This is a genomic window from Micromonospora sp. NPDC049201 (assembly GCF_055586805.1).
Genome location: NZ_JBVJHM010000009.1, coordinates 34981 through 58183 on the forward strand (window position 1 = coordinate 34981; position 23203 = coordinate 58183).

Annotated in this window: 26 protein-coding genes, 1 other RNA gene and 1 pseudogene; 7 read left to right on the top strand and 21 right to left on the bottom strand. The window is 66.5% G+C overall.

The features are described 5' to 3' along the window. Positions 1–67 precede the first annotated feature (67 nt). The 4 genes from ACZ6O5_RS20270 to ACZ6O5_RS20285 form a co-directional block, all read right to left on the bottom strand. Positions 68–1483, bottom strand: coding sequence for a caspase, EACC1-associated type (locus ACZ6O5_RS20270; RefSeq protein WP_465979140.1), 1416 nt, complete (start codon positions 1481–1483; stop codon positions 68–70). Continuing rightward, on the bottom strand, positions 1480–1857 hold the full coding sequence (locus ACZ6O5_RS20275) for an effector-associated constant component EACC1 (protein ID WP_465979142.1): 378 nt from the start codon (positions 1855–1857) through the stop codon (positions 1480–1482). The genes ACZ6O5_RS20270 and ACZ6O5_RS20275 overlap by 4 nt, the downstream gene beginning before the upstream one ends. 317 nt (positions 1858–2174) lie before the next feature. Beyond that, on the bottom strand, positions 2175–2513 hold the full coding sequence (locus ACZ6O5_RS20280) for an immunity 51 family protein (protein ID WP_465979144.1): 339 nt from the start codon (positions 2511–2513) through the stop codon (positions 2175–2177). Between the two features lie 79 nt (positions 2514–2592). Next, on the bottom strand, positions 2593–3393 hold the full coding sequence (locus ACZ6O5_RS20285; RefSeq protein ID WP_465979146.1) for a maleylpyruvate isomerase N-terminal domain-containing protein: 801 nt from the start codon (positions 3391–3393) through the stop codon (positions 2593–2595). A 40-nt stretch (positions 3394–3433) separates the two neighbouring features. On the opposite strand from ACZ6O5_RS20285, the pseudogene ACZ6O5_RS20290 reads away from it, so the two are divergent. Further along, positions 3434–3617: pseudogene (locus tag ACZ6O5_RS20290) on the top strand (GntR family transcriptional regulator); the annotation flags it as partial. A gap of 233 nt (positions 3618–3850) precedes the next feature. Here the strand turns inward: ACZ6O5_RS20290 and ACZ6O5_RS20295 are convergent. Continuing rightward, complete coding sequence (locus tag ACZ6O5_RS20295; RefSeq protein WP_465979148.1) at positions 3851–4303, bottom strand: tautomerase family protein; 453 nt, start codon at positions 4301–4303, stop codon at positions 3851–3853. Between the two features lie 14 nt (positions 4304–4317). Here ACZ6O5_RS20295 and ACZ6O5_RS20300 point away from each other — a divergent pair, with 14 nt between their 5' ends. Continuing rightward, the gene (locus ACZ6O5_RS20300; RefSeq protein ID WP_465979150.1) at positions 4318–4707 is read left to right on the top strand and encodes an HAD hydrolase-like protein; all 390 of its coding nucleotides are present in this window, start codon (positions 4318–4320) and stop codon (positions 4705–4707) included. 96 nt (positions 4708–4803) lie between these two features. Here the strand turns inward: ACZ6O5_RS20300 and ACZ6O5_RS20305 are convergent, their stop codons facing one another. From ACZ6O5_RS20305 to ACZ6O5_RS20355, 11 genes are all read right to left on the bottom strand, one after another. Then, a complete protein-coding gene (locus tag ACZ6O5_RS20305; protein WP_465979152.1) occupies positions 4804–4953 on the bottom strand; it encodes a helix-turn-helix transcriptional regulator in 150 nt (49 codons plus the stop codon). A 448-nt stretch (positions 4954–5401) separates the two neighbouring features. Further along, on the bottom strand, positions 5402–6781 hold the full coding sequence (locus ACZ6O5_RS20310; protein ID WP_465979154.1) for a DUF6414 family protein: 1380 nt from the start codon (positions 6779–6781) through the stop codon (positions 5402–5404). Further along, positions 6762–7991, bottom strand: a complete 1230-nt coding sequence (locus tag ACZ6O5_RS20315; protein ID WP_465979155.1) for an AAA family ATPase — start codon at positions 7989–7991, stop codon at positions 6762–6764. Before ACZ6O5_RS20315 ends, ACZ6O5_RS20310 begins: the two co-directional genes overlap by 20 nt. Before the next feature lie 76 nt (positions 7992–8067). Continuing rightward, complete coding sequence (locus ACZ6O5_RS20320; protein ID WP_465979157.1) at positions 8068–9270, bottom strand: tyrosine-type recombinase/integrase; 1203 nt, start codon at positions 9268–9270, stop codon at positions 8068–8070. Next, entirely contained in the window at positions 9270–9452 is a 183-nt protein-coding gene (locus ACZ6O5_RS20325; RefSeq protein WP_465979159.1) for a helix-turn-helix transcriptional regulator, read from the bottom strand. The genes ACZ6O5_RS20320 and ACZ6O5_RS20325 overlap by 1 nt, the downstream gene beginning before the upstream one ends. Then, positions 9452–11206, bottom strand: coding sequence for a replication initiator (locus ACZ6O5_RS20330; protein WP_465979161.1), 1755 nt, complete (start codon positions 11204–11206; stop codon positions 9452–9454). Before ACZ6O5_RS20330 ends, ACZ6O5_RS20325 begins: the two co-directional genes overlap by 1 nt. Further along, a complete protein-coding gene (locus ACZ6O5_RS20335; RefSeq protein ID WP_465979163.1) occupies positions 11203–11733 on the bottom strand; it encodes a DUF2637 domain-containing protein in 531 nt (176 codons plus the stop codon). Before ACZ6O5_RS20335 ends, ACZ6O5_RS20330 begins: the two co-directional genes overlap by 4 nt. Further along, the gene (locus tag ACZ6O5_RS20340) at positions 11730–11921 is read right to left on the bottom strand and encodes a hypothetical protein (RefSeq protein WP_465979165.1); all 192 of its coding nucleotides are present in this window, start codon (positions 11919–11921) and stop codon (positions 11730–11732) included. The genes ACZ6O5_RS20335 and ACZ6O5_RS20340 overlap by 4 nt, the downstream gene beginning before the upstream one ends. 5 nt (positions 11922–11926) lie before the next feature. After that, positions 11927–12181 (bottom strand): hypothetical protein, encoded by a 255-nt coding sequence (locus tag ACZ6O5_RS20345; protein WP_069088957.1) that lies wholly within the window; start codon positions 12179–12181, stop codon positions 11927–11929. Next, positions 12178–13716 (bottom strand): FtsK/SpoIIIE domain-containing protein, encoded by a 1539-nt coding sequence (locus ACZ6O5_RS20350; RefSeq protein WP_465979568.1) that lies wholly within the window; start codon positions 13714–13716, stop codon positions 12178–12180. Before ACZ6O5_RS20350 ends, ACZ6O5_RS20345 begins: the two co-directional genes overlap by 4 nt. A 355-nt stretch (positions 13717–14071) precedes the next feature. Next, a complete protein-coding gene (locus ACZ6O5_RS20355) occupies positions 14072–14473 on the bottom strand; it encodes a transcriptional regulator (RefSeq protein ID WP_465979167.1) in 402 nt (133 codons plus the stop codon). 136 nt (positions 14474–14609) lie between these two features. Here ACZ6O5_RS20355 and ACZ6O5_RS20360 point away from each other — a divergent pair, with 136 nt between their 5' ends. Further along, positions 14610–15452, top strand: a complete 843-nt coding sequence (locus ACZ6O5_RS20360; protein WP_174526940.1) for a GntR family transcriptional regulator — start codon at positions 14610–14612, stop codon at positions 15450–15452. Then, on the top strand, positions 15449–16138 hold the full coding sequence (locus tag ACZ6O5_RS20365; protein WP_465979169.1) for an HAD family hydrolase: 690 nt from the start codon (positions 15449–15451) through the stop codon (positions 16136–16138). The genes ACZ6O5_RS20360 and ACZ6O5_RS20365 overlap by 4 nt, the downstream gene beginning before the upstream one ends. Before the next feature lie 94 nt (positions 16139–16232). Here ACZ6O5_RS20365 and ACZ6O5_RS20370 read toward each other — a convergent pair whose 3' ends face one another. Further along, the gene (locus ACZ6O5_RS20370; protein WP_028189453.1) at positions 16233–16427 is read right to left on the bottom strand and encodes a helix-turn-helix transcriptional regulator; all 195 of its coding nucleotides are present in this window, start codon (positions 16425–16427) and stop codon (positions 16233–16235) included. 570 nt (positions 16428–16997) lie between these two features. Here ACZ6O5_RS20370 and ACZ6O5_RS20375 point away from each other — a divergent pair. Beyond that, a complete protein-coding gene (locus tag ACZ6O5_RS20375; RefSeq protein WP_465979172.1) occupies positions 16998–17240 on the top strand; it encodes a hypothetical protein in 243 nt (80 codons plus the stop codon). A 209-nt stretch (positions 17241–17449) separates the two neighbouring features. Here the strand turns inward: ACZ6O5_RS20375 and ACZ6O5_RS20380 are convergent, their stop codons facing one another. Both ACZ6O5_RS20380 and ACZ6O5_RS20385 read right to left on the bottom strand, forming a co-directional pair. Then, on the bottom strand, positions 17450–18706 hold the full coding sequence (locus ACZ6O5_RS20380) for a pentapeptide repeat-containing protein (protein ID WP_465979174.1): 1257 nt from the start codon (positions 18704–18706) through the stop codon (positions 17450–17452). A gap of 540 nt (positions 18707–19246) precedes the next feature. After that, positions 19247–19921: an HAD family hydrolase gene (locus ACZ6O5_RS20385; protein ID WP_465979176.1), complete on the bottom strand. Its 675-nt coding sequence runs from the start codon at positions 19919–19921 to the stop codon at positions 19247–19249. Positions 19922–20289: 368 nt separating this feature from the next. Here ACZ6O5_RS20385 and ACZ6O5_RS20390 point away from each other — a divergent pair, with 368 nt between their 5' ends. Further along, on the top strand, positions 20290–20481 hold the full coding sequence (locus ACZ6O5_RS20390) for a hypothetical protein (RefSeq protein ID WP_465979178.1): 192 nt from the start codon (positions 20290–20292) through the stop codon (positions 20479–20481). Between the two features lie 393 nt (positions 20482–20874). Here ACZ6O5_RS20390 and rnpB read toward each other — a convergent pair. Both rnpB and ACZ6O5_RS20400 read right to left on the bottom strand, forming a co-directional pair. Beyond that, positions 20875–21283, bottom strand: an RNA gene (rnpB, locus tag ACZ6O5_RS20395) — RNase P RNA component class A. Between the two features lie 67 nt (positions 21284–21350). Further along, entirely contained in the window at positions 21351–22325 is a 975-nt protein-coding gene (locus ACZ6O5_RS20400) for a serine hydrolase domain-containing protein (protein WP_465979180.1), read from the bottom strand. Positions 22326–22438: 113 nt separating this feature from the next. Between ACZ6O5_RS20400 and ACZ6O5_RS20405 the strand changes: the two genes are divergently transcribed. Continuing rightward, on the top strand, positions 22439–23200 hold the full coding sequence (locus ACZ6O5_RS20405; RefSeq protein WP_465979182.1) for a sulfite exporter TauE/SafE family protein: 762 nt from the start codon (positions 22439–22441) through the stop codon (positions 23198–23200). The last annotated feature ends 3 nt before the right edge of the window (positions 23201–23203 follow it).

Genomic DNA, 23203 nt, shown 5'->3' on the forward strand with positions numbered 1-23203 from the left:
GGCCCGGCCGGACGGCCGGGCCCGTCCCCGGACGGGACGGCGGACGGCTGCCCGCGCCTCCGGCGTCCTACCCGCGGTACGGCAGACGGAGGCTGAAGACCGCGCCCGAGTCCGCCTGGTTGGCGGCCTCGATGTCACCGCCCATCAGTCGCGCGTGTTCCCGGGCGATCGACAGCCCCAGCCCACTGCCGTGGGAGCGGGGACGGCGGCTGTCCGCCTTGAAGAACCGGTTGAAGACGTAGGGCAACGCTTCCTCGGGGACGCCGCCGCCGCTGTCCCGCACCTCGACGAGGAAGTCCGTCGGGCGTGGCAGGACGCCTACCGTCACGGGTGCGGCGCCGTGCCCGAGCGCGTTCCCGACCAGGTTGCCGAGGATGACGTCCAGCCGCCTCGGATCGAGGCGTGCGCGGAGGGTCTGCGGCGCGTCCAGCGTGACGGACGACGTCCACTCGTGGGCATCGAGGCAGGCGGCCGCCCGCTCGACGACATCCACCTCTTCCGCGGCCGGTGCTGCCATGCCCGCGTCGATCCGTGACAGCTCCAGCAGGGTGTCGACCAGGTCGTTCAACCGTCGCGTCTCGGTGACGAGCAGCCGCACCGGCCGCGCGATCCGTGGTTCGAGTCGGTCGATCTCCTCGTCCAGCAGGTCGGCCACGGCGCTGAGTGCGGTCAGCGGCGTACGCATCTCGTGGGACAGATCCGAGGTGAACCGCCGCATGACCGACTCCGGCGAGTGCCGGACCGCGTCCGCACGTGGCCGGTAGGCCGGATTCGGCACGAACGGCGCCGTGCCCAGGGAATTGCGGTCCCGACACTGCGGCTCCGGTCGTTCGGCCGCGCGCAGGGACGAACGCATTCCCTCGTAGATCTCGTTCAGGGTGAGCGACCTGTCGGCCCCCGGGACACCCCGGTGCAGGATGCTGACGAGTTCTCCGGTGAAGGCCGTGTGGAGTTCGCCGGGCGGGGCCAGGGCGAGCGCGTTCTCCGCAGCCGCGGCGAGCAGATAGGTCCCGTCGATCTCGGCGAGGCCGAGCCCCTCGGACATCGCACCGAGGACCCGCCCGCTGTAGCAGCAGTCCAGGACCACGATGCGTCGCGCCGCCCGGCTCGTCTCGAACGGACGTCTGATCCACTGGTAGGGCACCGCCGAGTCGTAGACCTCGTGTGCGTGGCTGTCGTACAGAGCCAGGTACAGCTCACCGGTGCCCGGATCGATCAACCCGTGGCCGGCGTAGTAGAAGACCAGCGTGTCGGTCGCCTCCCGGGCGGCCCGCTTGAGCGCCTGCGAGACCAGGCGGGGCTCACGCGGGTCGGACACGACGGTGCAGTGGGCGGGGGGCAGCGCCCACACTTCCTCGGAGGTGAACTTGTCCCGCAGCGCCGCCACATTCGCGGAGACGGCCGGCAGGTCGGCCAACTGCGCGAAGCGGCTGGCACCCACCAGCACCACTCGGGACCGGCCCGGGTCGGGCAACCCGGTCACGAACGGCCGCGCTCGTCCGGCGCTGCGTCAAGAAGACCGCGGAGCAGCCGCTCGGCCTGGGCCGGTGCCACGTCGGTGATCGTCACACGCCTGCCGTCGGGATGCTCCACGGTCACCGACCGGGTGCCCGCCCCGCGGGTGGCGCGCCACTGCACGATGGACAACGCCAGTGAAGCGGCGCTGAAGCCGGAGCCGACGATGAGTGAGATGACGTCGAGCCCCGGACCCATCCCGCCAACCGGCGGCTGCGCTGCCGTTTCCCATCGCACGTCGGCACATCGCCGCGCCTGCGGATCGGCGAGCAGCCAGGCATGGATCGAGCGAAGCTCCGCCTCCGCCGTCGTGGCCGGCCCGACCGAAAGACTCAACCGCACCCGAGCCCCCCTCGGCATCGATCCTGACGCTGCCGATGCCAATCTACGACCCGGGTGCACGCCCGGTGTGGCCGGAGCATCCCTTCCGGGAGGCCAGCCGACCTGGTCGAGACCGGTTGCCGGGAACCGAATGCGGTGGTCCCGGCCAGGCGTGCACCGGTACGCCGTGGTGCCCAGTACCCGCCAGCTCTGCGATATCTACGAGGTCAGCGAGACGGTGATCCGCTTAGATTCACCGGGGCGACGACGTCCGTCCTTCTGCCTCCGCTCAGGGGCGTTCGGGCCAGGCAGCGGGCTAAGAGCAGCCGACCTGTTTGTCAGTCGTCGAACTCAAACCCGCGCGCTTCGGCGTCAGTGACCAGGCGCCGCATGTCTTCGCCGTTGGTCGCGACCGCGTTCATCAGAGCTTCCAGCTCTTGCAGCGCGCCCCGATCGGTGCCGTAGGCGCAGAACATGCCACCTTCCGGGTCGTAGGCGAACCGGCCTTCGAGCGTCGGGGCCTGGGTGCTGACGAGAACCTCCGCGACGCCTTCCCAGAAGTACCCGTTGGGCTCGTGACCGAGTTCCTCGACCAGGGCGTCAACCGGCGTGGTCCCCGCATCCAGCAGCAGCGAATACTGTCCTGGAGTCGTCTCGATCAGCCTGAGCAAGGTCATCTTCGAAGCCTGGCATCGGTCGGGGACCGGCGCAAGATCCGGAAGACGGCCGCCGGGCACCGCCCCACGTCGTGGGTTGTCACACGGACGGGTCCCAGGCGGCGAGCTGATCGAAGATGCGACGGTCGCCTTCGAACTCCAGCGAATCCAGCGGTATCCGGCCGTAGAAGAACAGGACGAGGTCGCTCGCCGCGCCCCGGGCGGAGGCATCGACTGTCCTGGGATCCTTCCCGGCAGCGGGCGTGAGGCGGACGACCTGCGCCCCGTCGCGGGAGAGCCGAAGGCGCCAGGAGTGACCCTCGGTGGCGTGGTAATCGACGATGGCGGGGTCGTGTGGCCAGGCGACCGTGGTCGCGCAGAGGGTGAACTGGCAGTCGTCGAACCCGTCGAGGGCGACCTCGTCCGGCAGCGGCTGCGGGGCACCCAGGGTGAGCTGCACGTCGTAGGTGTGCACCGCGATCTCGGGAACCTGTCGACGCGCCCAGGCTCCAGACCTCTGCGGTGACGGTGAATCATCCCACCACGTCCAACACCTGCGATCCGGGCCGGCCGTACGCAGTGCGCTCGTCAGTTGCTCGATGGACTCCGTCCACCAGGCCAGTAGTGCCTCGCGTTCCCGAGGCGCACCCGTGCCGTCGTCCCAGGCCGACTTCTCCGGGGGCGCGTCCGCGGGCCCGGCGGCGACGATGGCAGCCGATTTGCGGCGGGCCAGGCCCACGTGTTGCACGAGGTCGAACAACGTCCGCTCGGGATGGGTGGGAACGGGCACGTCGAGACCGGGTGCCGCAGCTACCGCAGCGCGGAAGGCGGCCGACCGTTCGTCGATCAGCCGCAGATGATCAGAGAACGTAAGAGTCCTATGCACGCGGCTTTCTACCACTACGCTCCGAAGACCGGACAACGAATTTCGCCACCGCCGAGGTGAGAAGTTGCCGTCGCAACACGCCCTCGTCGAACGGCTCAGCGTCGCCCGCGAGACCATCAAGGCCGCCTTGCGGAAGCTGCAAAACGAGCGGCTGATCGTGACCCGTCAGGGCAGCGGCACCATTGTCCGCGCCAACACCGAACGCCCGGTGAGGGCTACGGCCGCACATCGAGCGAGCCGTGACGGAAGCCAGCGGAGCCGCTCTGGTCGAATGGTCTGGGCTTCCGCCTGCCGCGCCGGTCCAACCCCGAGACTGGTTTGCCACCGGATCACCGGGTCGCGGCACCAGCTCCACCGCCAAGAGGTGCCCGGCCTTCCCCCCACAGCCGCCGGCTCCGCTCCAGAACCATCGAACTCCGGCCCTCAGGCGGCCCGCAGCGGCATAGCCAGCACGACCAGGGAAGAGATCCCACTAGCTGCCGACACTGATGACCTTCCCGCCGAGCCCGGACCGGGACGTGGGCTGGCCGACCAGTTCGACGAGCACTTCGTCGCGACAATCCTCGCCGAACACGGCAGTAACGGCGTCGGTGAAGGCGGAGACAAGTTGTGCGATGACCCTGGCTGCGTCCTCTCGCGCGAACACTTCCTCCCGCATGCCGAAGGTGACCGAGGGGGCGGCTGCAGCGACCGCCGCTCCGCCGCGGGCCCATCGACCGGTAGGAACGCCGATCAGCCTGACATCCACCGAACTTCTAGCCCACGCGCCATACACGGAGGCGACCGCATTGGTCAGTTCCTCGATGAGGTGGGGTTCTCGCCCGACCAGTTCCTCTTCAAGCGCGTAAAGCGTCACGTGGGGCATCGGCAACTCCTCGGTGTCGGATTGCGGCGGCGGGCCGGTGACCGGATCGTCTGCGAGCAAGCAGGGTAGGGCCCGTGTCCGTACGCCGGAAGCGATTTCCATCCTGTCGCCGAACTGAGCCGGCGCTCAGGCATCTCCAAGGCGTCAGGGCGTCGCGCCTACCTGAGCGCCCGCCGGCTGAGCGGCTACATACACCCGGTCATCGGCCGACCAGAGGCGGCACCGGAGCGCATGAAGCCGGACCCACTCCCCGTGCGGGAAGCCGTCCGGGAGTTGGCGCCGAGCCGGCGGAATGCGTCCTCGTCGGTGACTCGGAGACCGACATCGAGGCGGCACACGCCGCCGGGGTGGCCGCCATCGGGTACGCCAACAAGACCGGCAAGCGCGAGCGGTTCGCCGCCGCAGACGCCCTGATCGACAGCATGGCCGAGCTGGTGTCGGCGTTCGCCGTCGACGAGCTGTAGCACCCACCGCACACGAGCGCCCCGGGGATCATCACCGGGGCGTTTCTCGTTGTCTCGTGCCCGACAGCTCGACACCGCCGCGAGGGACAGAAGAAGCTAGTCCATGTCCCCGCGCTTGGCGGCGATCCACGCCTCAACGTCCTCGGCAAGCCAGACGTTGCCCATCTGGAGCGTGGCAACGGGCTCAGGGAAGTCGCGCCGGTTGGTGATCTGGTAGACGCGCTGCCGGGAGACGCCGCCGAGCATGGTTCGGATCTCGCCCGAACGCCGCGCCAGTCCAACCCCGGGACTGGCTTGCCACCGAATCACCGGGGCGCAGAACCAGCTCCACCGCCAGGACGTGCCCGACCCTCCCCCACAGCCGCCGGCCCCTCGCCGGAACCATCGACGGCAAGCCCCAGAGACGCCCACAGCGGGCACGTCTGGCCCGGTCCGAAAGAGTTCTACTGAGCCAGCGCTCAGGGCGTCTCCAGGGCGTCAGGGCGTCGTGAGGGCGTCAAGCGCCGGCCAATGTTGACCAACACCGACCATCGACGCCCGGACATAGAACCAGCTCAGAGCCTTGATCAGGTCTCTGAGCTGGTGGGCGACGGACGAGTCGACCTGTACGCCGGATTAAGATCATCGCACCCTCGCTGACCAGGGGCGGAGCCTGGCGACAGCGGCTGCAGGCCGTCGCCAGGCCGTGATTGGCTCACCAGTAGACCGCAACGATTTCTGCATCCAAGAGCATCTCGTCGTTCTTCTGCTGAGGTTCTGCAGGACCAGCAAGGTCAGACGATGCCGCCAGCCGACCGTCTGGCAGAAGAAGCGCATCAGTTAGGGCTACAGAGCGAAGTCGAGCCGCATCGACCGGATCAACCTTAATCGAATAAGCGGTTGAGAAATGACGTGCGATGGCTTCGAAGGCAGCGCGCCGAGCATCGTATCCATTGAACTCATGACAATGAGTTTCGGCGATAGCCTCGAAGGCCTTTTCTTGATCCGCATCGATCGCTATGTCATAACGATCTGCGAGAAGTTTCGAATAGGAGACCAAGGCAACTGCGACACTCGCACTGTGATCGCCGTCTCCAGTTCGAGCAACCGACGCTTCACCAAAAACCCTTCCTGCCTGCTCGATTCTTTCTGCCATATCCGGCACGACATCACTCAAAACATCAACGAGCTTAACAGGGACCCAATGGCTAGTTACAGCACCAGTACTCATTCTAGCCAGAATTCGGAAACGCTGTCCCGTGAAGAGAACGCGTCGTACATCCTTCCAGTACAAGCGTTCCTCGGTAACACCTACCACATAAAGTGGAACCGGTACGAAATTTGGGTCGGGAGCAATCTGTTCCGCTAAGCGAACGTGCAGCGCGACCTTCTGTCCATTAACCTCCACCACACAGTAGTCAAGGGCCCGACACCGGAGCGGTATTAGGCCAACCAGCAACTTATTCAGCACCCGATTCACCGCAGCAACATCCTGCAATTGTGGGAACTGACTCTGCGGAAAAAGCTCAGGGTTCTCAGCTATGATGCCCCACAGGGCAGACATGACCGACGTCATCTTAAAGATCGAGTGCGTCGCAAGCTCAATCTCAAGCTCTACCAACTGGCCTCTACTTAGACTCGATGGCCGCATAATCCAGCCATCGAATACGGGATTAGATAGGTCTTGAGATAACTGTTCCCAAGAGCTCACCTTAGGGGGCTTTTCACTCAGCTTGAATGGCGTGACCCCGAGCCTATCCTCCTCGCCTTCATACAGCTCCTTAAAGGCAGCCTGCACGGTTGACTTGCGGATAACTTGAGAAGATTGCGTGTACGTGTCCTCTCTTTTAGACGAGAATTCGCCCTTCGTGGCGTTTACGCCGACCCCGACCTTTCCGGATAACTCCCCTCGGGAGGCAGCGGTCTGTGTGTCTGTGTACTCGGAGGCCAGAGCACCTTGCCGAGACGCGAGCAGACTGTAGACGCTGACCTCATCGAGGTATACGAATTCTCGAAGCGGCGTAGTGAGCAGCCTGGCAGCCTTGATTCGACGCCGACGGCGCAAACTAGCAAGCTTACGTTTGAAGAACTTCATTTACTTCCTTTACCTTGATCGCCTTTTGCCGCTGCCAGGCTTCGACTCGCTCGAATCCGCCGATGTAGTCCTCTTCTACGATCACATCTCGGCGATCAGTAGCCGCGAGGAGTGCCGCCTCCGTCCAAATCGCCGCCAGCGCCGCCCCACTCCATCCATCTGTACGTTCTGCAACGAAAGCATGCGGTAGGGAATCGACGGTTCGCAACCGCTTGGCAGAAACTCTTAGGATCTGCTCGCGATCCTGGCGGCCCGGCAAAGGAAAATTGATCTCCCAATCGAATCTTCCCGGACGCCTCAACGCGATATCAATATCCTGCGGCCTATTGGTCGCCGCAATGATTACCACGTTGCTGACAGCATTGAAGCCATCCATCAACGTTAGCAATTGCGCCACTAGACGATTCGAAGCCTCGTGCGAGTTGTCATCGCGCTGCCCGGCAATGCTATCGATCTCGTCGAAGAATATGATGGCACTTTCTTGCCGTTTTGCGTGAGTGAAAATTTTGCGAAGCAACTCCTCACTTTGCCCATGCCACTTACTTACCACCTCCGGCCCACTTACCCGATAGAAAGTTGCCTGAGATTCTTGAGCGATAATTCGGGCAAGCATGGTTTTCCCAGTTCCAGGTTCACCCGTAAACAGCACTCCCTTAACGCGCCGCGCACCAATTCTGTCAAGGAGATCACGGTGCTTTAGCGGCAGCTCAATAAGCTCACGAGCCCGCTCAATTACGCTGGCCAGACCTCCCAAGTCATCAAACGATTGCAATTCTCCCTGGCCGCGATCGATAAATTCCTCGGCAGCATCATCGCCTACCTCTGGTAGGTCAAGGAGACGTATAGGCTTCTCGTCGAGCACACGCAGAACGCCGTCGGCAGACACCTCGACAGTGTTTCCTACACCATAGGTAACGTCAGACGGCGGAACGATCCGAACATTTCCGCCAAACTCGACGACCGTAAAGTCCGGTTTCTGAACCCGAACGACCGCAACCCACGGCTGCGGCTTCCATAGCTCCGGAGGAGCTTTCTCGATTCGGTTATCGACGATTAGGACAATTTCGCCTGATTCAAAAGCTGCCGGTCCCGACGATTCAACCCAGCCCATACCGCCGTTCAGCGTCTCGATATAGACGAAGCGCTCATCTTCGACGTAACGGACACGCGCAAGCTGCCCCCATCCACTAAAGTCCTCGAATTCTGTCACGGCCCGAGAGTAGTGCTGCATGCAAGGCCTCGTCCTGGTGGCACGCTCACCACCACTGACCTCCACATTTATCTCTTCACACAGGGCCAGTGCGTGCCAACAACTCGTCTATTGCGTTACGGGTACGTTCTTCGCTGGCGGGCATCAGGTGGGTGTAGACCCGGAGCGTGAAGCCGGGGTCGGAGTGCCCAAGGTACGAGGCAAGCGCTTTGATACTCTCGCCCGCATCGAGCAACGCCGAGGCGTAGAAGTGGCGCAGCGCGTGCATCCCGGTCGCCCGGGTCGGGACGATGCCAGCGGCCCTCACCGCCGGACGCCAGTTCTTGCCGTCGAAGGTGGCCCGCTTGATCGCACCCCGGCGGGTGCTAGTAAACAGCAGCGGCACGGTCACCCGCTCGTCGCTGAACGGGTCCTCCCACGGAAGGGTGATCGAGAGCGGGTCGTACTTCTCGGTGTGTTCCTTGAGCGACTGGGCCACCGAGTCGGGCAGCGGTACGCGGCGGTCCCGGTCGTTCTTGGGCAGACCGAAGACCAGCCGGGAGCGGACCACCTTGACCTGCCGGACGATGTGCACCCAGCCCGAGTCGAGGTCGACGTCATCGACGCCCAGGCCGAAGATCTCTCCCTGCCGCATGCCACAGCCGGCGCCCAGATCGACCATCGGGCGGTACCGCTCCGCAAGGCAACCGCGGATTGCCGAAACCTCGTCGGCCCGCCAGGGAACGACTCGCCGTTGCGCCGGCCGAGGAGGCTTGACTGACTTTGCCGAACACGGGTTCTTCGCGATGCGCTCATCGTCGACGGCCGCGCCGAGGATCGTCCGCAGGTGGGCGAAGACGACGGCCCGGGTGGAGGGCGCCAGCTTGCCGACCATCGCGGCGTCCCACTCCCGGACGTGGCCCGGCTTGATCGAGGCCAGTTGCCGAGAGCCGAAGAACGGCACCAGGTGCTTGCGTACCCGAAACTCGGTGGTCTCCCGGGTCGACTCGTCGAAGGAGCGGGTGCGCAACCAGTTCTCGGCGTACTCGGCGAAGGTGATCCGGCCGGCGGACGGGTCGACGTAGGAGCCTCGCAGCTTGTCCGTCTCGGTCGAGACGAGGAAGGCGTCAGCGTCGCGCTTGGCCCGGTCCGGGAAGGACTGGCTACGCTCCCGCCCGTCCGGGCCGATGTACCGCACCCGGTAGCGCATCCCCTTGCCGAACAGAGCCGACTTGACTCGTTCCTTTCGGCCGCCGGGATGCCGGATCACCCTGTACCACCGATCCTCGACGTGCCCCATCAGGCCGCCGCCTGCTCGCGTACCCAGGCCCGGACGGCTTCGGGCTCGTAGCGCAGGTGTCGGCCGATCCGGGCCGCCGGCGGACCGTACTTGACCTTGCGCCAGCGGTACAGAGTCTCCTGCGGCACCCGGAGGTACGCCGACACGTCCCGAACCGTCCACAGCTTGTCGTTGGCCGTCATCACAGCCCCTCCCCCGTCTTGTCGTCCGCTTCCGTCGTTGAGGTGTCGTCGGGGAGCTGGGCCGCGCGGTCCTTGGCGGCGAGCAGTTCCGAGCGCCAGCGGGCGCGTTCGCTGATCGACCGCAGGAGCCGGTGAGCCATGGCCGGCACGTCGGGATCATCCGGGCGGGCGAGTTCCCAGGCGTGGCGGACCGGTTCGACGGTGGCGCCCTGGTCGTCGACGCCATCGAGGCCGACGGTGACGCCGAGCAGCGCTCGCACCCAGGCCCGCACGTCGTGCTTGTGGTCGGAGAGCGTCTTGCCGGACCAGTCGCGGGAGATGAGGACGCGCCGGCCGCCGATGCCGAGGGTGTCGCGCTGGTGGACCTTGCCCTTGCAACGGCCGGGCTTGAGTTTCGCGTGCGCCTTCTTCGGCTGGACGCCGTAGAGCAGCCAGTTCGCGCAGCGGTCCGTGCAGGGGGTGACGCGCAGTTCCCGCCACAGCCGGTCCAGGTGTGCCCGTTGCCGGTCGGTGGTGGCCTTGTGGCAGTCGCCGGTGTGCTTGGTGATGTACTTCGTGACGTACCGGATGGTCCGTTCGGCGTCGGCGGTGCCGGGCATGACGCCCCGCGCGTCGACCTGGGCGCCGAAGCGGGCCACGTGCACCGGTTCCGCGTCGGGGTCGGCGTCGATGGCGTCGAGGGCTTCCGTCCAGGTGGTCAGCGGCTGGCGGGTGTCCGGGTCGACCCACGCGCAGGCGTCCTCGTCCCACACCGGGGGCCGGTCGACGGTGTACCGCTGGTCGTCGACCGCCGGCCACCACACCTGGTGGTAGGTGGCCGCCGCGACGGTGCGCAGGATGTCCCGGGGGATCGTGCCCCGGATGGCGAAGTGCGCGTGTGGGGCGAGTCGGCGTTGCGGCTCGACGCAGCCGGCGTACTGGACGTTCCAGCCCTCACAGCGGCGCAGGTTCTGCCAGAACCGATCGAGCAGCCGAGGGAAGTGCACCGCATCCCAGGCAGCGCGGCGGTAGTCGTACCGGTCGGGGTTGAGCGGTGTGCCGTCGGGGCGGACCGGGCCGTAGGAGTCGAGGGTGAGCGTCAGCCACATCGACGGCCGGTAGGTGGCCCCGTCCGCAGCGGTGTACGTCCTGCCGACCGTGCGCGCCTCGACCTTTCGCCGAGGCAGTTCCGGGGCATCCTGCCGCCGCCGGGTGGAACGCTTGCGGCGCGGGCCGGTGTCGTCGTCGCCCTGGTCCTCATCGCCGGTCGCGTGCGGAGGGGCGACCCGTCCCCGGAGCCCTTCGGCCGCGATCGCCTCTTCCACTTCCCGGATCGCCTCGTCGAGGTCTTCCACCTGGTCCCACTGGCATGCCCGGGACGCCTCGTCACGAGAGAACTCCAGGTGTGCGCGGAAGAGGATCAGGGATTCCTGTTCCTCGGTCGCCGGTTCCGGGGGCGGTAGCGGCTCGTCGTCGCGGTGCCAGCCCTCCCGGATCTGGGCCTGCCGCAGCCGGCGGTTCTTCTTCGCGCACGGCGCGCACTTGTCCTCCCGGGTCGCGCCGCAGGGCAGGTCGATGACCTCGGTCAGGCCGGTGTCGAGGTCCGTGCGACGCATCGCCAGAGGGCGCACGCAGACGCCGTACTCGGCGGCGATCTCCTTGAGCACGTCGACCGAGCGAGGAAGCGCCATGCGGGCCGCCCGCGACCCCGGCCGAGGAGCAACAACCGGGGTCGGGGCGGCCGGCGCGAGGCCGGGCAGCGTTGGAGCGGTCATCGGATGATCCCGACGACGTGCGGCCGGTTGGACTGGACAGCGCGCGGAGGCAGTACCGCCGGAACGGCAGACGGGCGGACCGGTTCGACCTCGGTGGCTTCCGCCGGCTCTTCGTACCGGTAGGCGTCCGGCTGGTCCGGCTCGACAGCCGGCGGGGTGATCGGGGCGTTGGACAGGACGACTTTGACCAGGGCGAGGAAGGCCAGCGACGGTACCGCCGCCACGGTCCAGCCCCACACCGACGGTTCGGCTTCCGCGACCTGGGCGGCGAGGGATAGCAACGCGAACGCCACCAGCAGCGAGCCGACCAGGCCGACCGGTCGACCGGTACGACGGCGGGCGCGTAGTTCCAGGCCGAGGTAGATCGTCATCAGTTCGACCGCTACGGCGTTGGCCCAGCCGATCCAGTTGGGTTGGCCGTGGGCGACGGAGAGGTCGTGGACGTGGGTGAAGGCGGCGGCGCCGGCCATGGCGGCGATGGCGAGCAGGATCACCAGGCGTACGGCGGATTCGGTGCGCTCGGTCATCGCCACTCCTGCATCGGCTTGTCGCGGATGGTCAGGTCGATGCGGATGCGCCGGTCGGCCATGTCGGGGCGGCGGTTGACCATCCGGGCCAGGCCGTGCAGGGCGGCGGCGGTCTGGTCGGCCGGGCCCACCAGGCGGATGCGCAGCGGGCGTCGGAGCCGGTTGACGATGCGGGTGAGGGTGGTCATCGCGGTTACCTCCTGGCCGGTCGGATGTCGGTGCGGATGTAGTCGGGAGGGGCGCCGAGCGTGGCGACGGCTTCGGAGAGGCAGCGCCACAGCGCCCACGCCTCGTCGGGGGTCAGGGACATCCGTCGCCGGCCCGCACCGACCGCGAGATACACCGGGTACGGATCGGGCCGATCCGGGTCGACGCGGACGGACACAGCGGTGACCGGTTCGGGGGTGCGCAGCCGGTAGAACCGGCGACCGTTCGCAGGGGTGGTCACCGCGGCTCACCCCCGCCATCGGAGTCCAGGAGGTTGCGCAGCGCGTCGGGCAGCAGCCGCCCGGACGGCTTACGCGGCAACGGAAGCCGTACCGGTTCGGTGGCGGTTTCCCGGCCGACCTGGGCGAGGATGTCCGAGGCATCAGCCGGCGCCGGGAACCGGCGGGCCATGTCGCGGATGTCGTCGTCGCTGACATACGAGAACCGGACCCGCATCGGGTCGGGTGTGCCGTCGAGGATCACGTACCCGACGCCCTTGGCCCACCGGGGCATCTGGTCCGCGAGCGCGCCCCGGTTGCGGGCACCGTCGCCGAGGACCATGTCGACCTGTGACGCCTCGGTCAGGCCGAGCGCGATGCGGGTCGGGAACAGGTCCCGGAACGGCAGCACCTCCTTACGCGGGTCCTGCAACGCGGCCACCACCAGCACGCCGACGCCGGCCCCCTGCGACAGCAGCAACCCCAACGAGGACGCGATGCGCTTACGCAGCTCGACGTCCTGGAGATACGCGGTCAGTGCCGCCATCTCGTCGACGACGACCACGACCAGGGGGTCAGCCTCGGTCGGCGTGTGCACCCGAACCGTTCCTGCCAGGCGGGTCTGACGCTCCCGCAGCACGGTCACGGCCTCGTCGAGCAGGTCCGCCATGGCCTCGAATGACTTGCAGGCGAACCGGGCGAACATCGGCCGGCCGAGCGCGAACTCCATCCCGCCCTTGGGGTCGACCGCCCACAGCCGCACCAGCCCGGAGGCGACACCGCCGCCGAGGACCCGGACCAGCGACCACAGCACCGAGCCCTTGCCCGACCGGGTGGCGCCGCCCACCAGGACGTGAGTTGCGAGCAGATGCAGCGACCAGGGACGCAGGTCCTCCCGCCGGGCCAGCGGCAGCGCGGTGAAGTCCGGCACCGCCGGCACCGGGAACGGCGGCACCAGCGTGCGCAACGCATCGGTCCGCACCAACGCCACGTAGAGCACCGTTGGCCGGTCCCGGAACCGCACGCGATCCACCAGCCGCAGCAGCCACGCACCCCGACCAGTCCGGGTCGGCGGGTCACCGGGGCGTTCCGCGTAGACGCGGGCGTGCCGCCGGCCGAAGGCGTACGCCAGGTTCGCGCTCACCCGCTGGAACTGCTCCGGCGTCTGCCCCCGGACCATCCGCACCGTCAGCACGTCGAGGGCCTGATCCGAACGGACCCGCAACAGCTCAGGCAGCACGTGCCGACGGTCGAACGTCTCGGCGAGCCCGCACAGCGTCATGGCCTCACGCCACACCCGCCGGTAGACGAACACCCGCCGGAACGCCCCGAGCAGCGGACCCGCCAGCCAGGTCCACCACGACGACTCGTCTCGCCAGCGCCACACCGCCGAGACCGCCGACGCGACAACCAGCGGCACCACCAGGCCGAGCCAGTCGAACTCGACGTAGAGCCAGAGCGCCAGGACCACCGCGCCGGTAGCCACCGGGTGACGCAGGCACCACCACAGCAGCCGCCCGGACCAGCGCAGCACCAGGCCGAGCACCACCGCCCACATCGGCAGCTCGAAGCGCCTCGGACGGAACACGATCAGGTCACCGGCCGAGGTCGTCACCACCTCGCCGCGAGGCCGCCCGATCACTTGGCACCCCGCAGCGACACAAACCGGCCCGACGCATCCCGCACCGGCGGGAACGGAAGCACGAGCTGCCCCACGCAGCCCTCACACCGGCCGTCGGCACCGGTGGCCGGATCGAACCGGGACTGACACACGCCGCACCGAGGCCAGCCACGGCTAGCCGGACGCATACCCTTGGACACGTCACTACCTCTCTCGACAGAGCAGGGGAAGAAGACAGAGGGCGGGGCTGCCGTCCGCCAAGACCTGACAGCCCCGCCCCCACCAGATGCGGCTACGCCGCCGCCTTCTTGTTGCTGGCCACACCGGCCGGGGCACGCATCCCGGTCGCCCGCAGCGAGTACGCCATCCGGCCGTTGTTCGCCACGTACGGCGTCACCGTCATGCCGTCGAACTCCACCGCCTCGAACGGCGCACCCGACGGCGGCACCGGCTGGTAATCGGCGGAAATCTTGACCGTCGTCTCCCGCGACCGCTTGCCAAGCTCCGGGTCCAGGTCCATCACCCGCACCTGCCACACCCGCTGACCGGTCAACTTGTCCTTCGCCGGGCTACGCCGACCCGTCTTCTCGTCAAAGTCCTCGACCTCACCCATCGACTCGGGCACCAACGCGCACCCAGCCGGGAACACGTCCTCACAACGCACGGCGAACCTCGTACCGCCACGCAGAGCCATCGCTCAACCTCCTGATCCCACCTGACCATCCTGACTAGCCAGGTGACGTTGATCAAAGGTAGGCCGGCTTGGCTAGTCATGTCAACGACAGCGTGGGAACTTTCCTAGCCTGGCTAGTCAGCGGTACCTTCCGTCCATGGCTCTTGACCCAGACGACCCGCGCACACCGTCGCAGCAGATTGCGGCCACTCTCCGCGCAGAGATCAAGACCGGGAAGTTCGCGCCCGGCGAGAAGTTGCCGTCGCAACACGACCTCGTCGAGCGATTCAGCGTCGCCCGCGAGACGATCAAGGCCGCCCTACGGAAGCTGCAAGACGAGCGGCTGATCGTGACCCGTCAGGGCAGCGGCACCTTCGTCCGCGCCAACACCGAACGCCCGGTAGGACTACGGCCCCACATCGAGCGAGCGTTCGAGGCCACGAACGTCACGATCGACTTCGCCGGCTTCTCCGGAGAGACGCTGTACAACGCGATCCAAGAGACCTTGGACAAGGTCCGCATCGGCCGCCTCACCCCGGAGTCCATCCGGGTACGCGTGCTGATCTCCGACATGACCGCCCCGATGGCGATCCCCTGTCGCGCCGAGGACCAGGCCGACGACCCCGGCATTCGAGCCCGAGCCCGCCGGATCACCGACCGGTCCATCCACGCCGTCACCGACGCCGTCCAGGAGCTTGCCGACCTCGGGTTGGTCAAGACCGCCACCACCGAGGTACGCGTCCACAACGCGGCGCCCCTGTTCAAGCTGTTCATCATCAACGAGCAGGAAGCTTTCTTCGGCTTCTATCCCGTCGTCGAGCACACCGTCTCCGTGGACGGCAAGCCAATGGCGATCTACGACGCGATGGGCAAGGACGCGATCCTCTTCCCGTTCACGCCCAGCGACGAAGACACCAGCAATGACGCCCTCTACGTCGAGCAGGCCCGCGCCTGGTTCGACAGCCTGTGGGGCACCATCGCCCGCGAGTACGCCTCGTGACCGCCGCAGACCTAGCCAAGGTGATCGACCGCGCCCGAGTAATCCTGCTCGACTTCGACGGCCCCGTGTGCAGCATCTTCGCCCAGCGCCCCGCGCCGACCGTCGCCCACGAACTTCGCCGGCTACTCGTCGACCAGGGCGTGACCCTGCCGCCCGAGATCCTGGCCGAACGTGACCCGCTCGCCGTGCTTCGCTTCACCGCAACGCTTGGGCGCCCGGCAGTCGTCCGCCTGATCGACGAGGCGATGACCCGCGAGGAAGTCACCGCGGCCCGCACTGCCGCGCCTACGCCGTACGGCCGAGAGGTCATCGTTGCCGCCCAGCAGACCGGCCGTCGGGTCGCGGTCGTATCGAACAACTCGGCTGAGTCGGTGTACGCCTACCTGAGCGCCCGCCGGCTCACCGGCTACGTACACCCGGTCATCGGCCGACCGGAGGCAGCACCGGAGCGCATGAAGCCGGACCCGTTTCCCGTTCGGGAAGCCCTTCGCGAGTTGGGCGCCGAGCCGGCAGAATGCGTCCTCGTCGGCGACTCGGAGACCGACATCGAGGCCGCCCACGCCGCCGGGGTCACCGCCATCGGGTACGCCAACAAGCCCGGCAAGCGCGAGCGGTTCGCCGCCGCAGACGCCCTCATCGACAGCATGGCCGAGCTGGTGTCGGCGTTCGCCGTCGACGAGCTGTAGCACCCACGCACACGAGCGCCCCGGGGATCATCACCGGGGCGTTTCTCGTTGTCTCGGTTCGGAGCTGGCGCCCTCCGCGAGGGACGGCTACGAGCTAGTCCAAGTCCCCGCGCTTGGCAGCGATCCACGCCTCAACATCCTCGGCAAGCCAGACGTTGCCCATCTGAAGCGTGGCCACAGGCTCAGGGAAGTCGCGCCGATTGGTGATCTGGTAGACGCGCTGTCGGGAGACGCCGCCGAGCATGGTTCGGATCTCGCCCGAACCCACCAGCCGCAGCTTCTTGCCCATGACACTGACGCTAGGCATCCGTCGACTAGGCACGTATCAACTTGATGGAGACCTAGTTCATGCCCGCTCTAGTCGTTTACTCTTTACGCATGACTAGGTTCAAGTGGTTCCAGCGCCCTGATCATCCGATCGACTACGTAGCCGGCGAGCCGGTCTCATCGACGCGCAACTTCGGGGGACAGCGATGGATTGGCCGCGCTGCCGTCCCCCCGCCGGAGCCACCCCTGATGACTAAGGCCGGCGCCTGGCGCTCGTCGAAGGCTCTCAAGCGCCGCAACCAGAGGTGATTCATGCTGATCCCACAGCAGCAGCCGGAGCCTCCGTTCAGGGTCCTGATGGCCGGCTACGTCGTCGATTTCCACCACCGCTCCGTCTGCTCGAAGTGCGCCGACGACGGATGTCCGCGCTTAGCAGCGGCAGGCGCGACCTTACGCGCCTGGCGAGACAGGAAGAGTAAACGTGAGGGCCAGTGAGGATGCAGCACCCGAGCCACACGACAAGCCCTCAGTTCAGACGGAGCCGCTACTACCCAGGGCCGGGGATATCGTACGTCTAACCCGGGCCGCGAGTGTGCAGTTCGTCAATCCGATCATGTTCCGCGTGATCCGCGTCCTCGACTGGCCTACTTACGACCACTGGATATGGCTGAACGGCTACCAACTCAACCCCATGGGCGATGCCATCGCCCGGCGCAATCTTTACGTGCAGAAGGGAAGGTTCGAGATCACGCGGCTTAGTTCAAGAGGCAACCACATCGTCGGAATCCCGACACCTCGCCCGCACGCGAACCCAACTGATCAAGTTCCCTCCTAGGCAGCTAATATTCCGGGCCGGCCGCCAACCACAGCAACGCCATGGGGGCGCTGCGCCCCGGCGGGCAGTCAACTTGCAGATCAGATGGTCTCGGGCCAGCCAAGCACCGAGTGACTAGGAGCCGACCGGCCTCCGCCGTGGGTCTGGCGCTCATCGAGCCAACCGAAGTGCGCCAGCCACCCCGTATGCATATACGATCCAGCATTACGTTACTTATTCCGCGCATTTTTGAGCCGATGGCTCATGGCCTCCAAACTTTGGCTTACGGCCTCGGGCAGCACAGGCTGATCCCGCCCCGGCCCCTCATCCCACCATCTACGATCGGTTGTCAAAACCACTTCGCCGAAGGTGCCATCCCCTTCGCCCTGGACCACGAAATCTAACGGCAACTCACTTGAATCGCCCGAAGGAGCAACAGCCCCACGGAAGTCCCAAACCTGCGATTTTGCCTCCCTGAACGATGGGGGTTTGTTGAATCTGGCACCAAGAAAGTGCCCCAGAAACGTCTCTGCTTTGTTGAAGAGAGCCTCGTGCGAAAACTCCGCCTCGTCGCACAAGAGCATCGCAAATGTGGCCGCCCAAAAGTTCGATCCCCTACGAAAGCCAGCCCCCCGAAACGTTGCGTCCCCCGAGCAGTAGAAGTCCTCGAAGTGAGCGTCGCCCTCAATCCGGGCGCGGTCCATATTAATCGAGCTAACTGCGCACCCTCTAAAGTTGACCGAGGGAAGCACAGCCCCGCTCAGGTCCACGCTGATATCCGCCCAAAATAGTGAGGATCCAGAAATCGCGCCGGTGCTAGGGGTTAAATGCCTCCGCCGAACACTATACTTAAGGTGCTTAACCAAAATCTTTTGCACAGCTAAACGTACTTGGAATTCCTGATAACGCTTCTGGTCTTCTTCGTCACGTTCCGCCTGACTGCGCCGTTCTCCCATTTCAAACGGCAGCGTGTAGGGCATTCTTAGATACGCACACAAAAGATCCACGATGGTCTGACGGTGTTCAGCGTTATCCTGCCCTAAGCGTTCCAATGCATACAACGCCGCTAAGCGCACCGCAGCTTTCTCTGATCCCAATTGCTCAGCAGCTTTTACGTAAAGATCAGTTACCCGCCGCTCCGTCGCGTCGTGCCTCGCATCGTCAGCCGTTCGGTTCTTATAAGCCTGGTCGTCGTAATCGACCCGTTCCTTAACGTACTGACGGCGCAGGGCTAGAAACAGGGCAATCAAACCACCTGTACCCGCACCAACGGCGAGGATATTGCGAATGACGTCCACCCGCAGTTGTGCCGCGCGAACGGCTAGGTCCGGCGAAGTTATCAGCTTCGCCGGAACCTGGGCCGCGTCCCACATGAAAAGCGCCGTTACTGTGGTGATTGCCAAAGCAGCAATAGTCAGCACAGTGAGTGTCGCTATGTGGATTGGCCTGTAGGTCCGAGGCTTGGCTGGGTTTGTTCTTTCGAACATCCAATCAGATATTGCCTTACGCCAACCAGCTATTGCCTCACGCCGACCTCGCCAAACGGCATGGCGGTCCGGTCGCTTCAACCAGGAGGGGGTTTTCGGCATCCATCCATGATCTCGCGTCAAGGCAACATCAGCTAGCTAGGGTCAGGCATCCGACTCCTTGCCGGTATTCGTCATAGAGGTCCGGCCGTTCACGGGAAATCTCGCCCACCACCCGTGGGTATGGCGCACCCCCCGTCCATCTTCTCGATATCACGCAGATCTAAAGACCGAATGGTTTCAAAAAGCAGTTATGCAGCGTTGGAGGGGTGTCAGCGAGGAAGACGGCCTCATTCCTTCCTCCTGGCTCGCAGGCGAGGCAGACTAGGCATACTCTTTGCTGCTCGTCCCAAGAATTCCTTCGCAAAGCGCCAGCTCACCTGTCTAGTCCCACCACATGCTTGACGAATCCGTCCCAGGACACGCTTGACGTTGAGCCTAGAGTCGGCATCTCAACGTTCGACAGCGAGGAGCTTCACGTGAGTGCCAGCGACAGACCCGTCAGGACGGAACCTGGGCAAGCCTGAGCACGTATTCGAAGCCGCGTTTCTGCGCGGGCGAAGCCACCATTGGCAGGATCAGCGCTGGTATGCCGGCGGAAACCGATCCGCCGTCGCCGGAGGGATGATCACCGACCATCAGGGTCTGGCCCGGTGTGGAATGGAGGGCTTCGAGGGCGGCGCCCCAGATCCGAGGGTCCGGTTTGACGAAGCCGACCTTGTAGGACAGTACGAACGCATCGACATAGCCGTCGAGTCCGTGCCGCGCAAAGCATTTGCGGATGTCCCAGCCGACGTTGCTGACGACGCCGATGCGAACACCGCTATCACGCAATGCGGACAGGGTGGCGACGGTGTCGGCGTACGGCTCGATCGCTTCGGCGTGTGTTTCGTGCAAGACCGATGCCAGCGCCTGGTCCACGCCAGGAATCTGTTTCAGCACGGCGATGATCGCCCGATCCCAGACTCGCGGATCCAGATCTCGGGCGATGTGGGCCGGATCCGTGGCCGTCTCCCGCAACAGTTCCGCGAAGTGGCCAGCAATACGATGCGCCTCGCCGGCAGCCAATGTCCGATCGATCGATGCTGCCGCGTTACCCACCCAGCGCTCCGAGTCCCTGGCGAACAGAGTCCAGGCGAAGTCGAACAGTACCGTCGTCACGGGCTTGGCGGTCATCGCATCACCCTAGATCAACACGACGAGTTCTGTGGGCCGCGACGCAGTAGCCGAAGCCGAGCCAACACGGCGCATGTCAGAACTTTGATGATCGCGAGGAAGCGGCCAGCAACTTCGCTTCGTGATCATGTCAAGCATCTGGTGGGACGCGAGTGTCAAGCATGTGCCGTGACACGACAAAGCGCCAGCTCACCCACTTGCCGAATTGATCTGTCTTAGATCAAGGCACCGCGCTCCGCGCGGTGCGGGGCGGCAAGCCCGGCCGGCGGCAAGCCGCCCCGGCCGCCTACGGCGCCGGGGCGGTGAGCCACCGACAGCCGCCGGGACACCGCCCTCACGCCAGTAGCCGACAGCACTACGGTCGCAGTATGGACGACCCGATCGAGCTGCGTCTCGACCTCGCCACAGCCGAGGACCTTCGCAACGCGCTGTACGACCTGGGTGAGCATCAGGCCGCAGGCAGACCGATCCCCTACATGGACGCCGAGACCAGCAGACGGCTCGGCGCCCTCCTACGAGACCTGGACATCCGGTTGGGCGGCACCGGCAGATTCGCATAGCCGGCTTGCCCAGCGACCGGTACGGAAGCCGGCACATCAGCCGCCGTCGAGGTTGGGGCTTCCGCCTGCCGCGCCAGTCCAACCCCGGGACTGGCTTGCCACCGAGTCACCGGGTCGCGGCACCAGCTCCACCGCCAGGACGTGCCCGACCCCTCCCCCACAGCCGCCGGCTCGACTCCGGAACCATCGAGCGCCGGCCCGGAGACGGCCCACGACGGCACAGCGGTACGACCTGAGACGACGATCAACTGACCCAGCACTCAGGCCGTCTCCAGGCCGTCTCAGGCCGTGGCCAGGCCGTCAAACGCCACCCAACGATGACCAAGGCCAACCAACAGCACCGGACATAGAACCAGCTCAGAGCCTTGATCAGGTCTCTGAGCTGGTGGGCGACGGACGAGTCGACCTGTACGCCGGATTCTGTGCCCGGCACGCCCGTAGGCGCACCGGCGGCGGCCATCCATCTAGGCCTGCCGTCGCCGGCAGGCTCCAGCGGCCTACCCGCAGACATCGGGCGGGCAGCCCTCAAGCGTCTGCGCGAGTCGTCATCTTGCGGTGACGGCCCTTTCTTGGCCTTGCTCCGGGTGGGGTTTACCGAGCCACCCCGGTCACCCGGGGTGCTGGTGGGCTCTTACCCCACCGTTTCACCCTTACCGTCCCTTGCCGGGTCGGCGGTCTGTTTTCTGTGGCACTGTCCCGCGGGTCACCCCGGGTTGCCGTTAGCAACCACCCTGCCCTGTGGAGTCCGGACGTTCCTCGGCGGCGGGCTGTAGCCCGCCGACGCGACCGCCCGGTCGACTCGTCCGTCGCGCCCTCATCCTAACGACGCGCCCGCCGCGCCCATTTCCGCCCCGACGCCTTGCGGCGCGTCACCCGGCCTCGGCGAGGATGACCTGCTCCAGCAGTGCGAGTGGGGTCCGCCACTGCTCGGGGTCGTCGTAGTTGCCGGCGGTGACGGCCACGCCGAGGTCCAGGTCGGGCAGGACGTAGAGGCGCTGACCGCCGTTGCCCATCGCCGCCACCAGCTCGTGGCCCGCGACGGAGTCGAGGTACCAGTGGTAGCCGTACCGCGCACCCCATTCGGTCTCAAGGCGCGGCTGGAGCATCGTGCGGAGCCAGTCGGCCGGGACGAGCGGGCGACCGTGCCACACTCCCTCGTGCAGCACCAGCTCGCCCAGCCGGGCCAGGTCGCGGGGTGTGAGCCGCAGCCCGGACGCGGCGGAGGCCACTCCGTCCGGGCCGGCCAGCCACTCGTGACGGTCGATGCCCAGCGGGCCGAAGAGCGTCGCCTGCGCGTATTCCGGCAGGGGCCGCCCGGTGCCGTCGGCGATCAGTCGGCCGAGCAGGGCGGTGGCACCGCCGCAGTAGGCCCACCGGGTGCCGGGCGGCTCGACGACAGGCCGCTCCAGGATGTAGCGGTAGCGGTCCGGGGCCAGCTCCATCGCGATCTCGGCGTTGGCCGGGCTGTCGTACGGAAGGTCCTCACGCCATTCCAGCCCCAGCGACATGGTCAGCGCGTGCTCGACGGTGAGCCGGGCACGCGCGGGATCCGCCGCCAGGTCGGGATAGCCCCGGAGGTGCGGCAGCAGCGGCTCCCCCGGTGCCGGGACCAGCCCGTCGCCCAGCGCGATGCCGTACAGCAGCGCGGTCACGCTCTTGGTGACCGAACGGATGTCGTGCAGGGTCCCGGGTCCGAACTCCACGACGCCCAGCGAACGCTCCCAGGTGAAGTCCTCGCCGACGCCGTAGTGTTCCAACACGATCTCGTCGCCGCGAACCGCCACGACGGCGTGCAGGCCGTCGAGTTGGCCGGCGCGCAGCGCGCGGTCCAGTCTGTCCCGCATCGACGCCTCCCCGTGCCCCCGTCACGCCTGGTTATACCGGAATCCGGGCCGCACAGTGGTCCCCCCGACTCGTACCCGGACAGCCGGACCCGGGCGTACTAGCCTCGGGGATCATGGACCTCTCCGACGTCGCGCTGCTGCTGGTCGCCGGTCTGGCCGCGGGCACGGTGAACGCGGTCGCCGGTGGCGGCTCGCTGATCACGTTCCCGGCGCTGATCGCGACCGGGCTGCCGCCGGTGGCGGCCAACGTGTCGAACTCGGTGGCGGTCTTTCCGGGGTACGCGGCGAGCGTGGCGGGCAGCCGGACGGATCTGCCGCGCGGTCGGGCGTTGTGGGCGTTGCTGCCCACCGCCGCGGTCGGGACGACGTTGGGCTGTGTGCTGCTGCTGGCCACGCCGGCACGCGCGTTCGAGGTGGTGGTGCCGTTCCTGGTGCTCGGCGCGACCGCGCTCCTCGCGTTCCAGGATCCGCTGCGCCGGCTGGTGGGCCATCCGTCGCGGTTGAGCCCGCGCCGCCGTACCGTCACCGTGCAGACCATGGTCCTGGTCGGCACGGTGTACGGCGGCTATTTCGGTGCGGCGCTCGGGGTGATGCTGGTGGCCGGGCTGGCCCTGGTGCTGGACGCCACGTTGGCCCGGGTGACGGCGGTGAAGAACCTGCTCTCGGCCGTGGTGGGGCTGACCACGCTGGTGATTTTCGCGTTGTTCGGCCCGGTGCAGTGGGTGGCCGTCGCGGTGGTCGCGCCGGCCACCGTCGTCGGGGGGTACGCGGGCGCCCGGCTGGCCCGCCGGCTCCCGGCGGTGGTGTTGAAGACGGTCATCGTGCTGTTCGGCACCACGATCGGCCTCTACCTGCTGTGGCGCGCGCTGACCTGACGA